Raw genomic sequence first — 15432 nt, 5'->3', positions numbered from 1 at the left:
TAACCCAAGTTTGCCGGATATATACTCACCAAGTTTGACGGATATATATTTTCCCGGCTTTAACCTTTGCCGTGTAGTAGAGTGTGGGCTGGACTGATCTGATTGATTGCTGCCGTGATCCCGCGCCCTAACTATCTGCCATTTGAAGGAGTATTGCGATGCGAGTCATGGTGATTGTCAAGGCCAGCAAGGCCTCGGAGGCTGGGATGATGCCGAGCGAGCAATTGCTTGCCGAAATGGGCAAATATAATGAAGAGTTGGCGAATGCCGGATTGCTGCTTGCAGGCGAAGGGCTTCATCCGACTTCGAAAGGTGCGCGCGTCCGGTTTTCAGGACGTCAGCGTACTGTATCCAGTGGCCCCTTTACCGAGTCCGAGGACCTGATAGCCGGCTTCTGGCTGTGGCAAGTCCAGTCAATGGACGAGGCTATCGAATGGGTCAAGCGCTGTCCCAATCCACATGAGGAAGAGACTGAGATAGAGATACGCCCCGTGTTCGAGGCGGATGACTTCGGTGCGGAATTCACGCCCGAACTGCGGGAACAGGAAGCACATCAGCGCATACGGGCTGAAGAACTCCGCAAGGCTGCCAAACATAGCTAATGCATAGCCGAGGCATACCCTAGTGTCCCCCCCAACCCCTTGAGAGCAAGGCGCAAAGCACAGGTTGAAGCCTGACACGGGTGCAAGTACCGGTGGGGTGCGCTTGCCCGGATTGCGAGCCGAAGCCACAGGAGACATATTATGCAGGTCCAGCCCTACTTATTCTTCAACGGCCGCTGCGAGGAAGCAGTGGAGTTCTATCGCAAAACGCTCGGCGCAGAGGTGATGATACTCATGCGCTTCAACGACAATCCAGAGCCCCCTGAGCCCGGCATGGCCCCAGCCTGTGCCGAAGACAAGATCATGCACACCAGCTTCCGCATTGGCGATACGACAGTGATGGCCTCGGATGGCAGGTGCGCAGGGCAGGCCAGCTTCGAAGGGTTTTCACTCTCGATCACGGCGGCCGACGTTGCCGAAGCCGAACGGCTTTTCGCCGGGCTGGCTGACAATGGCCAGGTGCAGATGCCGCTCACCAGGACCTTCTTTTCCCCCCTTTTCGGCATGGTCGCCGATCGCTTTGGGGTGTCATGGATGGTGATCGTGGCGTCCTGAAGAATTACTCGTTTTTGCTTGCAATGGCCGATGACAGAACCAGGTTATGGAAAATGCTGAATAAGGCTTGAGTAATGTTCCGGCGTTGAAACGCGCCCTAAATGTGGTGGCTTCCAGAATCGTCGCATGATCAAGCGATCTGCGGGTCGGATCCCCAAGCCCATTGCGGCAACTGTTCGCGGCCTGTAATCCTCATGCATTAAAATGAATTCCTTTCTTGGCGGTGCAACCGTTTTCTGCAAATGGCAGAAAGTTTTTAGAATCGGATATGGCTGACTCGGGAAGTCCCCCATCGCAGCACACAGCCCACATTCATAGTTATGATATTGATCTAAGGAAGGTTTCATGAAAAAAATCGAGGCCATCATAAAACCCTTCAAGCTCGACGAAGTGTGCGAGGCCCTCAACGAGATTGGTATCGCTGGCGTAACCATTACGGAAGTAAAAGGGTTCGGCAGACAAAAAGGTCACACTGAACTCTATCGTGGGGCGGAATATGTTGTGGATTTTCTCCCAAAAATAAAAATTGAGATCGTGGCAGATGAAAAACTGGTGGACAGCATTATTGACACTATTGTCAATACTGCCCGCACAGGCAAGATCGGCGATGGCAAGATTTTCGTTACCTCTATCGACCAGGTGGTACGCATACGCACGGGTGAAACGGATGAGGCAGCGATCTAGGCGTTTTGTCGTGCTCGAACGCAGAATCGCGCCAGACGAGCCAGCGCACATCACGCTGCAACGTCCGGTTTAGGCAGGTTAAACCAAGAGTCGGGGATTCAAGTAGATACCCCGCCGATTACTACCGATAAACTGTCCCGTACCGACCTCAATTCCCGGATTTCAACCCCTTTTCCCTTCAATTTTTCCTCTCACCGAATCCCCGTCCCGGCATGTTGAACTTTGCGGGGGAAGAGTTATCTTATCGACATGAAAGTGCACCAGATATTGGCTGTTCTGCCGCTTCTGTTTGCGTTACCCGTTTTTGCCGATGAGCTGCCCGATCTGGGCGATGTGTCTCAGGCTACCATTTCTCCACGCCAGGAAAGAGAACTCGGCCTGCAGATCATGTCCGAGATTCGCGCTGATCCCAGCTATCTGGATGACGCGGAAATAGCAGGTTACCTCGCCACGCTCGGCAACAAGCTGATTCTCGGCTCTCGCGAGGCACGTCCCGATCAGGAGTTTGAATTCTTCACCGTTAAAGATTCGGCCATCAACGCGTTCGCTCTCCCTGGCGGATTCATGGGTTTCAATACCGGCCTGATCCTTGCGGCACAAAGTGAATCCGAGCTGGCCGGCGTCATGGCGCATGAAATCGCCCACGTTACCCAAAAACATCTGGCTCGCATGATCTCCGGACAAAAATACAGCATGCTCACGTCCTTGGCCGCGGTAGCCCTGGCGGTTCTGGCATCGCGTACAAACCCACAGGCGGGGGCGGCCGTGCTGGTCGCCTCGCAGGCACGCCAGATTCAGTCGCAACTTGACTTTACCCGTGACCATGAAAAAGAGGCTGACCGCATAGGAATGAATATCCTGGTCGGCGCCGGTTTCGATCCACACGGAATGGCAGCATTTTTTGAACACCTGCAAAAGGCCGGGCGCTTTCAGGAAAATGGCGCTCCCTCATATCTTCGCACTCACCCGATCACGTATGAGCGTATTGCGGATATAGAGAACCGCATACAGAGCACGCCTTACCGCCAGGTTCCCGACAGTATGGATTTCCAGCTGGTACGTGCAAAGGTCCGCCCCTATCTGGAGAAAGCAGGTGATGCGGTAAAGTATTTCGAGTCGGTTTTGGGGGACAAGCGTTATATCAACGAGGCTGTGGAACGTTATGGGCTCGTCAATGCACTGCTGCAAGACAGAAAGTACCTGCGCGCCGACAAGGAATTGGCGCGCCTGTATGAAGCCTTGCAGCCAGGCGGGACGAACGATACGCTCGAAAACCATCGCCTCGGCTCGGCTATCCGGATTGAACGTAAAACGTCGCCGTCCAGTCCCATGGTCGAGACGCTCGCCGCCCGCGTCAAATTAGCAGTGGGACAAACTGCGGAAGCTCTCGATATTTACCAGGCCGCACTGAAAATATTTCCTCAGCACCGGGCATTGGTCTACGATTACACCGATGCGCTGCTGCGCAGTGGCCGCGCCGACACTGCGTTAAAATTTGTTAGCCAGCAATTGCAGTTCACTCCCAACGATACGCGCCTCTACGTACTGCAGGCACAGAGTCATGAAGCGCTCGGGGATAACATGTCTCAGCATCGGGCGCAAGCGGAAGTCTACGCGCGGCAGGGCGATTTTCCGGCAGCGGTCGAACAACTGCAGATCGCGCTGAGAACAAGCAATGGCGATTTTTACCAGACATCCAGCGTCGAAGCTCGCCTCAAGGAATTGCGCGAGCTGGCGGCCAATAAGAAGGCCAAGACGAAATAACGTATTTTCTGCGCTCTTCATTGCCCAGTCCGTTGTTCAATCCGGTCTTGAGACGGCACCAGCCAATGCTCTGTCCAGGGCTGAAGGATGCAGGGTTTTTGCTGGCGCACTATGTTCTAGTTTGCCCGCCGGATCGATAGAATTCGCGCACCTCTAGGTCAACCCTTTGCACTCAGGTAACATTCTGCCTTTTTGTCCGGCAATGCTCCGGCAGTGCCTGCACGCTCCCTTTTCAGTGATTTTTAGCCATATATGACCGTTATTCCGACCCGCAGAGTGCTCATTATCCTTTTGACGCTACTAATGGCTGGGGGGGTGGGGTTATGGTATTGGACAGCCCGATCCGAATCGAGGCATGAACGATATAAAACGCAGCCAATCGACCGCGGCGATATCGTACAGAATATTTCCGCGAACGGTACGCTTAACCCTGTAGTTCTGGTTAATGTGGGCACCCAGGTATCAGGCACGGTATACAAACTGTTTGCGGACTTCAATGATCGGGTAAAGGAGGGGCAGATACTGGTTGAGCTGGATCCGTCACTGTTTCAAGCCCAATTGCACCAATCTGAAGCCAGCGTGCTGAATGCCCAGGTTGCGCTGACGGTGGCCCAAAACAAGATGGCCCGTAACGTAGCGTTAAAAGAACAGGGTTTTATCTCACCGGATGCCCTGGATGTGATCGTGCAGCAACTGGAAGCGGCTCGCGCCCAGCTTGCGGTGAACAGGGCGCAGCTTGCACGCGACCGGACCAGTCTCAATTACACCATTATTCGCTCGCCGATTTCCGGCGTCGTGATAGCACGCAATGTGGACATCGGCCAGACTGTCGCGGCGAGCTTCCAAACCCCTACCTTGTTCCAGATTGCCAAAGACTTACGCCAGATGCAGATCGATACGAGCGTGGCGGAGGCGGATATTGGCCACCTGCATCTCGGCCAGACAGTGAATTTTACCGTGGATGCCTTCCAGGATCGTGAATTTACCGGTACGGTGGAACAGGTGCGCCTCAACCCCACCATTCAGCAAAACGTGGTGTCGTACAATGTCATCGTCGCGGTTTCCAATGATGACGGAGTATTGCTGCCTGGCATGACTGCCAACGTGCGCTTTACCGTCAACCAGAAAAAAGCTGTGCTGCGAGTGCCCAATGCGGCGTTGCGCTATAAACCAAGCGGTGACGATGCTGATGCCGCGATGCCGTCGGCCAAGCCGCCGGGGAAACACGTCCTATACCGGCTGGAAGACGGCAAACCAATCGCCATCAGCATCAAAACCGCTGTTTCCGATAATAACTATACCGAAGTTCTGGAAGGGGATATCAAGGAGGGCGATAAGGTGATCGTTCGAGAGGTCGGCGAAAAAGGAGAGAAGTCCGGCAGCAAGCTCAGATTCAGAATGTTCTGATGAACTCGCCTCAAGTTTCCGATCACCCCTTGATTCGGGTAGAGGATCTCTGCAAGATTTACAGCCTGGAAAGCGGCAATAAACAAGGGGGAGGAACGGTTAATAGCCAGGTGCTTTACGACGTAAACCTCGCGATCCACCGTGGCGAGTTCGTTGCCGTCATGGGGCATTCGGGTTCGGGAAAATCCACTTTGATGAATATCCTCGGTTGTCTCGATACGCCCACCAGCGGGCACTACTGGCTTGACGGCCGTGATATTGCTTCCCTTTCCGACGATGAGCTTGCGCAGGTGCGCAACCGCAATATCGGGTTTGTATTCCAGGGATTCAATCTGTTGAAACGCATGACAGCGTTGGATAACGTGGCGACCCCGCTGCTCTACGCCGGGGTGAGCCGGGCGGCGAGCCGCAAGCGCGCGCTGGAACTCTTGAAACAGACGGGTTTGGGAAAATTTGCCGCGTATCAGCCTAACCAACTTTCCGGAGGGCAGCAGCAGCGCGTGGCCATTAGCCGGGCACTGGTCAATAATCCACAGCTCATACTTGCGGACGAGCCCACCGGCAATCTCGATACTCAAACCAGCCGCGAGATCATGGCTGTTTTCCAGCAACTCAACCAGGAGCAAGGCATTACTATTGTGCTCGTCACCCATGAAGACGACATCGCCGCCTTTACCCGGCGCCTGGTCCGCCTGCAGGATGGACGCGTCGTGCACGATGGCAGGGTACCTGCATGAGTCTTCTCATAATCATCGGCGAAGCACTGCGCGCATTGCGGCTCAACCGGCTGCGGACCGGTCTGACCATGCTCGGCATGATCATTGGCGTGGCTGCGGTGGTCCTGATGCTCGCGGTGGGCCAAGGCGCGCAAACGACCGTGAATCAGGCGATAACCTCGATGGGTAGCAACCTGTTCTTCATTGTGCCCGGGGCGACCTCTTCGGGTGCTCTGCGCTCCGGGGCGGGCGCCGTGCAGACACTGACCATGGGCGATGCGCAGGCCATAGCCCATCTGCCGTCAATCAAAGCGACCGCTCCGATTATAACGGGGACGGCGCAGCTGAACTATGGTGCAAATAACTGGAGCACCTCGGTCACGGGCGTTACACCCGACTATTTCGCAGTGCGCGACTGGCCGGTGGAAAGCGGGGCGTTATTTACCGAAGCGGATCTGAGGTCCAGTGCGCGTATCGTGATCCTGGGGCAGATAACTGCGAGTAATCTATTCGGCGAGGAAGATCCGGTAGGAAAAACCGTGCGCATCAAGAGCAGCCCTTTTCTTGTCGCGGGAATACTTGCTCCCAAGGGCCAAAGCCTGGATGGACGCGACCAGGACGATGCGGTATTCATTCCCCTCACAACCGGCCAGCGCCAGATATTCGGCAACCAGTTTCCCGGAACGATACGTTTCATGATGGCGCAGGCACAGTCGGCGGAGGTCATGGATGAAGCCGAAACCGAAATGAACCGATTGCTGCGCCAGCGCCATCGTATCACCGAAGGCATGGAAAACGACTTCACGGTACGCAATCTGGCGGCGCTTGCCGCCGTGGCCACCGGTGCGGCCAAGGTCATGTCGCTGATGCTGGGAGCCATCGCCTCGGTATCGCTGCTGGTGGGCGGCATTGGCATCATGAATATCATGCTCGTATCGGTGACCGAGCGCACGCGCGAAATCGGCATTCGAATGGCCATCGGCGCCAATCGCCGCGCCATCCTTACCCAATTCCTGCTGGAGGCGCTGGTGATCTGCATCCTGGGCGGCCTTGTGGGCGTCGTCCTCGGTATTGGCGGGGCTTGGGCGGTAAGCCAGGCAGCGGATATGGTGGTCGTCATCACGTTCGGCATGGTCGCACTGGCGTTCGCGTTTGCTTCCGCAGTGGGCATATTTTTTGGATTTTATCCGGCGAGAAAAGCGGCAGCGCTGAAGCCGGTCGAGGCGCTGCGGTATGAATAAAGACCGAGCAAGGGTGTACTGAGCCTGCATCTCTTGAGTGATTCGCGATTCATTGCATTCCATGAAGCCACGCAGCTGAGCTGGTTTTCAGAAACTCAAGCGTGGCAAATGCTGATCTGGTGGACTACCATTAAAGTGACAACGAAAAACTGCGGCTTTTAAGGAAACTCTTCTCACCCCGGCCTTTGTTCACACGAGAGTTTGAACTAATGACAAGCAGCGGCTTTATCGCTTGGGTGTAACTGCCGGCCAATTATTTCAAAAAATGAATTTCAACGATCCAGTTACACCCGCAACAGTTCTTGGAGAGCTCATTTGCTATGCCCAGGCCCAGCCTGAACATAGCCAGTCCTTCTCCTTTTCCCATCTCAAACTTGACAGTGACCTGTGCCCGGGTTTTCATGACAAAGCGGCACGGATACTGGCCTCGTTCGATAAATACCGCTCGATTACCTATGACGTTCAGAGACCCCGAAAAGGCGGAGCAGACATGGTCATGAGGTATTCAAGCACGGCCAATTCTGCTGGCAACGAGCGCTATATCGCCATGGGAGTCATATCATTTGATGACTTTGAAAAGAATGGCGATCTGGTACCGAAAATCAAGGGGAAAATTTATGAGGCGAAGAAGGACTTCGGAGCCCAACTGGACTGGTATTATTTATTGCTGTGCACTGACGATAGAAAACACGGAGACAAGGTCCGGGCCATTCGCGCCGAGCTCAGGGCCGACACCATCGTTGTCGTGGTTGAACCGCCCGACGCCCAGTCCTTCTATGCCATGGAAGAAACAATGATTGATGCCGTATCAGATAAATTACTGAATTCCGATGATTACGTGCGGCGGCAAGCCCGGGAACAGATAGCAGGCATCGGCAAAAGAAAGCTCATTCTATTGTTATCCTGCCTCGTCCATGCCATTGAAGAAATGAAGAACTTTTCGATTGCCGATGAATTTGTGATACACAACGATCACCTGCACGACTTCGAAGCGACTCATCCGGGAAATTATGTCCCGTTACTGGAAGATGTAAGTGCAATGGAAGGCCATTTCTTTTTTCGCGATGCCGACGTGGAAGGCTTGAGAATCTATCAGGATAGCGTATCTGCCATTGTCGCCTTGTATTACGACGCAAAGGTTCGGTATGGGCATGAAGGGGACGATGCGGTACAGTATCTGTTCACTTTTCTGAAGTTAAGCGCCTGACTGCGTATTCGAGTGTTAGAAAGATACGATAATGGATCGGACTACCGAATTGGGCCATCGCTTCGGTGTTATTCCTGTGACAGCGCGCCATCCCTAATATTGCTTATTTCGATGACCGAGCGCACGCGCGAGTTCGGCGTTCGCTGTGCGGCTTAACGAGGCCATTATCGGGGCCAACCGCCCAAACCTCATCTTTTCTATAGGAAGTGCTGGCGAGCCGCATTTTACGCGCCTTCCGATCATAGCCTTCAGCAGGGGCCGGCCCTTAAACTAAAGATTTACTATGCTTTATGCTGGGTTCCAGTGATTTTACGACACTCAGCCAATTTGCGATGGGTTTAATTTATTTGGGCCAGCTGATTTATTCGGCAGAGACAACTTCATATATGGTAGACAGCGAGTATGCATTGGTTTCCCGACTACTCCACCGTCACCGACTTCGCAAGATTTCGCGGCTTATCGACGTCGGTGCCTTTCTGTAGCGCGACATGGTAGGCGAGCAATTGCAGAGGGATGGTGTGCAGAATGGGGCTGAGCAGCCCGGCATGTTCCGCCAGGCGGATTACATGCACACCTTCGCTTTCCTGGATGCGGGAATCGGCATCGGCGAACACGTAGAGTTCGCCGCCGCGCGCGCGGACTTCCTGTAGATTGGATTTGAGTTTCTCCAACAGCGCATCGTTGGGGGCAATGGCGACTACCGGCATATCCTTATCCACCAGCGCCAATGGCCCGTGCTTCAATTCACCGGCTGCGTAGGCTTCAGCGTGGATATAGGAGATCTCCTTGAGTTTGAGCGCCCCTTCCAGCGCGATAGGGTAATGCATGCCGCGCCCGAGAAACAGTGCGTGCTTTTTCTCGGAAAATCGCTCAGCCCAAGCTTTTACCTGCGGTTCCACCTGTAGTGCATGCTGCAGCGCAACAGGCAAATGCCGCATGGCTGTGATCATCTCGCGTTCGCTCTTGTCCGATGATCTTCCGTTGAGTTTCGCCAACGTCATGGTGAGCAGCATCAGCGCAGCCAATTGGGTAGTGAACGCCTTCGTCGAGGCGACACCGATTTCCGGGCCGGCCCGGGTGAGAAAGCGCAGATCCGTTTGACGCACCAGTGCGCTTTCAGCCACGTTGCAAATGCCCAGGCTGTGGCGGTGCCCCAGCGATTTGGCATAGCTGAGGGCAGCAAGCGTGTCGGCTGTTTCCCCCGACTGAGAAATGCCTACTACTAGCGTGTGCGGAGCAATTGCCGGGTTACGGTAACGATACTCGCTGGCGATCTCGACATTGCAGGGCAGACCTGTCACCGTTTCCAACCAGTAGCGGGCGACCAGCCCGGCGTGATAGCTGGTTCCGCACGCCAGGATCAGTATGCTGCGCGTATCCTTGAAAATATTCTCCGCCTCGTTGCCAAACAGCCGGGGCGATATGGAGTGCGCATTGAGCACCATTTCCAGGGTATTCGCCACGACGCCCGGCTGCTCGAATATTTCCTTCTGCATGAAATGGGCATAGGGACCCATTTCCACCGCTTCGTTGGTCAGCTCGCTCTCCTGCACGGTGCGCGCGACTTCCCTGGCCACGCCTCCCGGAAGGCAATTGACGATGCGGTATCCGTCGCGATGGATTTCCGCAACGTCGCCCTCTTCCAGATAGACCATGCGCCTGGTTACCTGAAGCAGGGCGGATGCATCCGAAGCAGCGTACGTGCCGTATTCACCCAGGCCGAGCAATAGTGGCGCACCGTTGCGGCAAACAACGATACGCTCGGGCCGGGCTTCTTCCATTACCGCGATTGCATAGGCTCCCTGCAATTCGGCCACGGAACGGCACACCGCTTCGAATAAGTCGGGTGTTTCTTTCAGATTGATCGTGATGAGGTGGGCAATGACTTCTGTGTCGGTATCCGAAGTGAAAGTGAAGCCCTCATTCTGCAAACGCTGGCGCAACGCCTCATGGTTTTCGATGATGCCGTTATGCACCACCGCCACCTCACCGGAAATATGGGGATGAGCATTGCGCTCCGACGGCGCACCATGGGTCGCCCAGCGGGTATGCGCAATCCCGGCTTCTCCGCTAAATTTCTGATCATCAGCCAGTTTGCTGAGCTCCGCAACCCGCCCCGTCGTGCGCAGCCGATGCAATGCGCCATTGTTCAGCGCGATCCCGGCCGAGTCATAGCCGCGGTATTCGAGGCGGCGCAACCCTTCCAGTAGAGTGGGAACAATGTTACCTTTCGCTACCGCGCCGACTATGCCGCACATAAATAGTCTCCTTCCTGCTGTGATTCAAGGTAAAGGTTCGCATATTCGAAGATCGGATAGTTCATTTTTCACCCTTCGGTTTTTTTACCGGCCGCTTCCATCCCTCTACGCTCATTTGTCGGGTCCTCGATAAAGTCAAGGTCTCGGGTGGCGTATCCCTGGTAATTGTCGAGCCGGCGCCTATCGTGGAACCCTGCGCAACTTTTACCGGTGCGATCAATTGCGTATCAGAGCCGACGAAAACGTCGTCCTCGATAATCGTCTGGTGCTTGTTTGCACCGTCGTAGTTGCAGGTGATTGTGCCAGCGCCGATGTTGACGCTCTTGCCAATGGTGGCGTCCCCTATGTAGCTGAGATGGTTTGCCTTGCTGCCAGCCGCAATGATGCTGTTTTTGACCTCGACGAAATTGCCGATGTGAACCCCGTTGTCGAGCCGGGTCCCCGGGCGAATACGTGCATAAGGTCCAATTCGGCAATTTTCGCCGATCTCGGCAGATTCTATCAGGCTGAACGGAGCAATTGCCGAGCCTGCGGCAACCCTGGTGTTTTTAAGTATACTGTGAGCGCCCACTTTCACCCCATCACCCAATTGTACGTTACCCTCGAAAATGCAGTTGATATCTATTTCCACATCTCTGCCGCAGGTGAGTTGACCGCGAATATCGATACGCGACGGGTCCGCAAGAGTTGTACCCTGCTCCAGTAATTTTCGCGCAGACTCGTTCTGGTAAATGCGTTCAAGTTCCGCCAGGTGTATTTTGCTATTCACCCCAGTGGTTTCCCAACCGTGACCGGGGTGTACGGATCTGACACCGAGGCTATCCTTGACCGCCATGGCAACAATATCGGTAAGATAATATTCTTTTTGGGCATTGTTGTTTTCCAGCTTGTGAAGCCAGCCATGCAGCCAGCGATTCGGTATCACCATGATGCCGGTATTGATTTCGCGGATTTGCCGCTGGGATTCACTGGCATCTTTTTCTTCAACAATAGCGGTAATTTCGCCCGCATCACTCCGCACAATTCGGCCATAGCCCGATGGCTCGGCCAACTCTACCGTCAGCACAGCAAGTGATTCTCCGCTTTCCGTTTCCCTACCGGTGGCAATTAACCTCTGTAGCGTATCGACGCTGGTCAGCGGAACATCTCCATATAACACAAGTGTAGACCCTTCTTTGTCCAGGTGGGGCAGCGCTTGCATCAGCGCGTGGCCAGTGCCCAGTTGCGGCACCTGCCGTACCCAGGTAATGGTTTCATCGGTAATTGCCTGAGGCACGGTTTCGCCGCCGTGTCCGTAAACGATACAAACATTTTGTGGGGATAATGCGCGGGCAGTGTCGAGCACGTGCGCCAGGAGGGGCTTGCCGGCCAGCCGATGCAAAACCTTGGGCAGCGCCGAGTGCATGCGCTTGCCGAGCCCGGCAGCGAGTATGACAATATTCAATTTATGCATATTCATATGTAAATGCCATGTCTTTTCCGAAGGGGGAGCCATTACCAGCACTGGGGTACCGTTAACAGCAGTGGTCGCGCTCCTGTACAACCTATGCGAAGAGCATTGTACTTAAAGGTCAATAATAAGAAATGACGAGAATCGGACCGGCAGCTAAAGGGATTACCACAGAGATCACCAAGGGATTATATAAACTAATGGACCCCATGGTAAGCTCAAACTCTAATGTGCTGTTCGCTTATGGGTGCGTTCGTTCGCCACGAGCGCTTCAACCTCTGCAAATAGTTCGGGGTAGTTTCGCATACACTCCGAACGTTCAAGGTGGATGCGCTGTGCATTTTGCGACTTATTTGCTTCCTCCAACTGGAACCCGAATTTTTCCGGAACTTCTGACCCTGCACGTACCATTAGCAATGGATTGGTTGACCGGGAGAACATTGATTCCAACACGACGTCTCCCAACTGCTTCTTGAAATGCCCAGCTTCCCAGTACCAACGGGTGGCGGTCACACGATCTCCCTTTGCCGGCACTTTTTCGCAGTTGTAGCTACTGTAACCGCTGAAATCGAACAACGCGATGCGGGCATCCGGGTGGCGCAATTGCGCGGCGGATATCTCATTTATTAGCAGGTTCTTCCATTCCTCGAACGCATGCACCAGCCCTATTTCTTCAAAAAGGGCGAATATCTGGGCATGATATGGATAGATTATCAAGTTGACGTCGCTGCCGGACTCGGCCGCCATGTCAAGGATGGCCCGAAGATGGCCAAAATCGGCAAGAGAAAGCGAACCCTTTGCTTTCCTGAGATAAATCCTGGTATTTTCCTGAGCCCTTTGCTGAAACAGCGTGAAATAGCCCTCGCTTCGCACGATCGGCCCATATTCACTCAATGGGTTAAATCCTCTGGAGGTCATTGTATCCGCTTCGTTATCATGCTGAAGATACAATGTTCGAATTGCGTCCTTTATCGATGCTAACGAGAATAGGCTATCGAAACGCCAGAACCATTGCGTGACGGGATGCTGATCATCAGGAGCGCGCGCCTTCGCGATGACGGATGGTGATGCGTGCGAAGCCTCCATGAAATCCAGAAATTCCACGCCCAATATGATGACTTTCGGCTTGATTCCAATCCGATGTAGATATTCAGCTTGCTTGCGCGCGGTAAAAATACCGGTGCCAGGTATTGCGAGATTGTATGCGGATAATCCATGTCGAGCGAATACGGGTGCCTCAGGGTCAAAGCCCACTTCAGCGCGCGAATGACCATAAATAAGCGCATCGGCTTGTATATCAGCAGCGTGTGTCAGCTTGATTTCACTTTGATAGCGAGTAAGTCCCGGCTTGACCAGATTGAAGCCGGGAAGAACCACGATGCGATACTGATCATAAGGATCTACGATCACCACGAACGTGATCATCAATACAATTCCTGACATGAGTGAAACCGTGAACCAGCGTAGGAATAGCGGTGCTTTGGATGATGATGTCATTCTCATGCCGGCGTGTTAAAACTGGAAATACAGAAACTCGTTCGGGCGATTCAACGAGAGCAAGCTGATAACCGTGAGCAATCCGAGAAAAATTGCCCAACAGCGCGATGGCTCCCAGGTTAGCAACCGCGCCAGACGGCCAGGCACATTCTGCGCAGAGGGCTTGAAATCCAGGGCTGGCTCGAACAGGCGAGTAAGCTCTTGCGTATTCGGCAGGAAAAATGCAAGGGCTGCGGCAAACGCAATCCATCCCCATGTCTCCATAAAGCGCGACCCTCCGCCGAGATAAAAACTGACACCGAGGTGCTGAAGGGTCGAAGCGAGCGGCCCGATTCGATTACCGATGGCCTCGGGTAAGCCGGCACCATATGCTCCTGTCATGCCCCGGATGATTTCCCAGGAGGTAGCCAGGTCGGGTGAACGAAAGAATACCCACGCGAAGGACACAGCGATAAAGGTTACCGCGGTGGCGATCAGCCTCCACGCCATCGACCTGGAGGGAAAGGCCATGCGTTTGGACACTGCAGCCCAGGCATGATGGATGACCAGATAAAAACCGTGCAACCCACCCCAGATAACAAAATTCCACCCGGCGCCGTGCCACATTCCACCCAGTAGCATAACTGTCATCAGATTGCGATAGCGATTGAGTGGGCCAGTCCGGTTCCCGCCTAGCGGGAAATATAAGTAATCGCGCAGAAAGCGCGACAAAGTCATATGCCACCTTCGCCAGAACTCGCTGATATTTTCCGCTTTGTAGGGTGAGTCGAAGTTTAACGGAAGCCTGATTCCGAACAGGCGCGATAAACCGATGGCCATGTCCGAATAAGCAGAAAAGTCAAAGTACAATTGAAACGTATAGGCGAGTACGCCTGCCCACGCGATAAACAGCGAGGGAGAATCCGCATTATCAAATAGTGGTCCTGAGTAAGGGGACAGATTATCTGCAATGAGTACTTTCTTGGCGAGGCCGATGCAGAATATGGTTAAACCCACCGCGAAATTGGTTGGGGAAAAGCTATATATCCGCGTTTCCGCGAACTGGGGCATCATTTCCTTGTGATGCAACACCGGTCCTGCGATGAGATGCGGAAAATAAGTTACGAATAACAGGTAATGCACAAACCGATATTCGCTGACCTTACCTTGATAGGTATCGACCAGGAAGGCGATTTGGGTGAACGTGTAGAAAGATATGCCGATTGGCAAAATAACGTCCAATGCCGGAAAAGTCGTGTCACCGAGAACATTGAGCGTATCGAGAAAAAAATTAGCGTATTTGAAATAGACAAGCAGGGCCAGATTGGCGGCGACCGCAAAGGCAAGCCAGTGCTTTCGGTGCGGTTTATCTGCCTGGGCGATGTTCAGCCCCATCCAATAATTAAAACCGATCGAGGCAAGAAGCAACGGAATATACCTGTAATCCCAATACCCATAGAAAAACAGCGATGCCAACGCCAGCCAGCCAGCCGCCCAGGTGCGGTCCCGCGAACCCAGCCAAAAGAAAACGCCGAGTACGACTGGCAGGTAGGCAAAAATGAATATAAAGGAGTTGAACAGCATAGAGCGGGAACCTGGTGGACTGGGCCTCTGAATGGGGTTTTATCCTACGCTATTCTCATCACGGCTATATAACGAAAACAGGCTTAACCCGGCAGGGCCCGCCGGCTAAGTCCGCAGGATTCACAGGTTTCGCGAAACCTGACTTCGGGCCACGGTTATCGGCAATAAAGCACTTGCCGTATACGGCTCGGCCCCCGTTTATTTTAACGTTTGCCCGATGGACAGATGGGTGAAGAAGGAGTTCGTCCACTGCATTTCACCAAAAGCGACGCCGATCGTGTTTTTCGCAGGAACTGGCGGACCGCCTGCCGTTTATAAGGGGAATCTTAACGGCTGAGCTTGCCGATCCGAAGGACGTCGAGATCGGCATTAAGAGGGGGAAATTGCTGAATTCGATCTTGAGCTGTTGATAGTCGGGTCGCTTTTGACGGCTATTTCGATTTGCGTATCGAACACGTCAGTCCGGAAACGTCCGCTCAAGGAACGTT

At 53.8% G+C, this 15432-nt stretch carries 12 protein-coding genes; 8 read left to right on the top strand and 4 right to left on the bottom strand.

Annotation, left to right across the window (positions count from 1 at the left end):
* Positions 1-158 precede the first annotated feature (158 nt).
* The 8 genes from BMX00_RS00415 to BMX00_RS00380 all read left to right on the top strand — a co-directional run bounded on the left by BMX00_RS00415 (position 159) and on the right by BMX00_RS00380 (position 8176).
* The gene (locus tag BMX00_RS00415) at positions 159-602 is read left to right on the top strand and encodes a YciI family protein (RefSeq protein WP_090825734.1); all 444 of its coding nucleotides are present in this window, start codon (positions 159-161) and stop codon (positions 600-602) included.
* Between the two features lie 141 nt (positions 603-743).
* Positions 744-1157: a VOC family protein gene (locus tag BMX00_RS00410; RefSeq protein WP_090825730.1), complete on the top strand. Its 414-nt coding sequence runs from the start codon at positions 744-746 to the stop codon at positions 1155-1157.
* A gap of 345 nt (positions 1158-1502) precedes the next feature.
* Positions 1503-1841, top strand: a complete 339-nt coding sequence (locus BMX00_RS00405; protein WP_090825727.1) for a P-II family nitrogen regulator — start codon at positions 1503-1505, stop codon at positions 1839-1841.
* Positions 1842-2090: 249 nt separating this feature from the next.
* Positions 2091-3605: a M48 family metalloprotease gene (locus tag BMX00_RS00400; protein WP_090825723.1), complete on the top strand. Its 1515-nt coding sequence runs from the start codon at positions 2091-2093 to the stop codon at positions 3603-3605.
* Positions 3606-3857: 252 nt separating this feature from the next.
* Positions 3858-5012: an efflux RND transporter periplasmic adaptor subunit gene (locus BMX00_RS00395; protein WP_090825719.1), complete on the top strand. Its 1155-nt coding sequence runs from the start codon at positions 3858-3860 to the stop codon at positions 5010-5012.
* The gene (locus tag BMX00_RS00390) at positions 5012-5749 is read left to right on the top strand and encodes an ABC transporter ATP-binding protein (protein ID WP_090825716.1); all 738 of its coding nucleotides are present in this window, start codon (positions 5012-5014) and stop codon (positions 5747-5749) included. Before BMX00_RS00395 ends, BMX00_RS00390 begins: the two co-directional genes overlap by 1 nt.
* A complete protein-coding gene (locus tag BMX00_RS00385) occupies positions 5746-6969 on the top strand; it encodes an ABC transporter permease (protein ID WP_090825713.1) in 1224 nt (407 codons plus the stop codon). Before BMX00_RS00390 ends, BMX00_RS00385 begins: the two co-directional genes overlap by 4 nt.
* A 265-nt stretch (positions 6970-7234) precedes the next feature.
* Positions 7235-8176 (top strand): penta-EF hand family protein, encoded by a 942-nt coding sequence (locus BMX00_RS00380; protein ID WP_090825710.1) that lies wholly within the window; start codon positions 7235-7237, stop codon positions 8174-8176.
* 419 nt (positions 8177-8595) lie between these two features.
* On the opposite strand, the gene glmS is transcribed toward BMX00_RS00380, so the two are convergent.
* From glmS to BMX00_RS00360, 4 genes are all read right to left on the bottom strand, one after another.
* A complete protein-coding gene (gene glmS / locus BMX00_RS00375) occupies positions 8596-10434 on the bottom strand; it encodes a glutamine--fructose-6-phosphate transaminase (isomerizing) (RefSeq protein ID WP_090825706.1) in 1839 nt (612 codons plus the stop codon).
* Between the two features lie 61 nt (positions 10435-10495).
* Entirely contained in the window at positions 10496-11887 is a 1392-nt protein-coding gene (glmU, locus tag BMX00_RS00370) for a bifunctional UDP-N-acetylglucosamine diphosphorylase/glucosamine-1-phosphate N-acetyltransferase GlmU (protein ID WP_218141468.1), read from the bottom strand.
* Positions 11888-12109: 222 nt separating this feature from the next.
* Positions 12110-13327 carry a hypothetical protein gene (locus tag BMX00_RS00365; RefSeq protein ID WP_143053013.1) on the bottom strand — a complete coding sequence of 406 codons (1218 nt, stop codon included), beginning with the start codon at positions 13325-13327 and terminating at the stop codon, positions 12110-12112.
* A gap of 69 nt (positions 13328-13396) precedes the next feature.
* A complete protein-coding gene (locus BMX00_RS00360; RefSeq protein WP_090825700.1) occupies positions 13397-14944 on the bottom strand; it encodes an MBOAT family O-acyltransferase in 1548 nt (515 codons plus the stop codon).
* Between the last annotated feature and the right edge of the window lie 488 nt (positions 14945-15432).

Source organism: Nitrosovibrio tenuis, assembly GCF_900109785.1.
Classification (GTDB): Bacteria; Pseudomonadota; Gammaproteobacteria; order Burkholderiales; family Nitrosomonadaceae; genus Nitrosospira; species Nitrosospira tenuis_A.
Note: the sequence above shows the minus strand (reverse complement) of the source record. Positions and strands in the feature narration are given on the sequence as shown.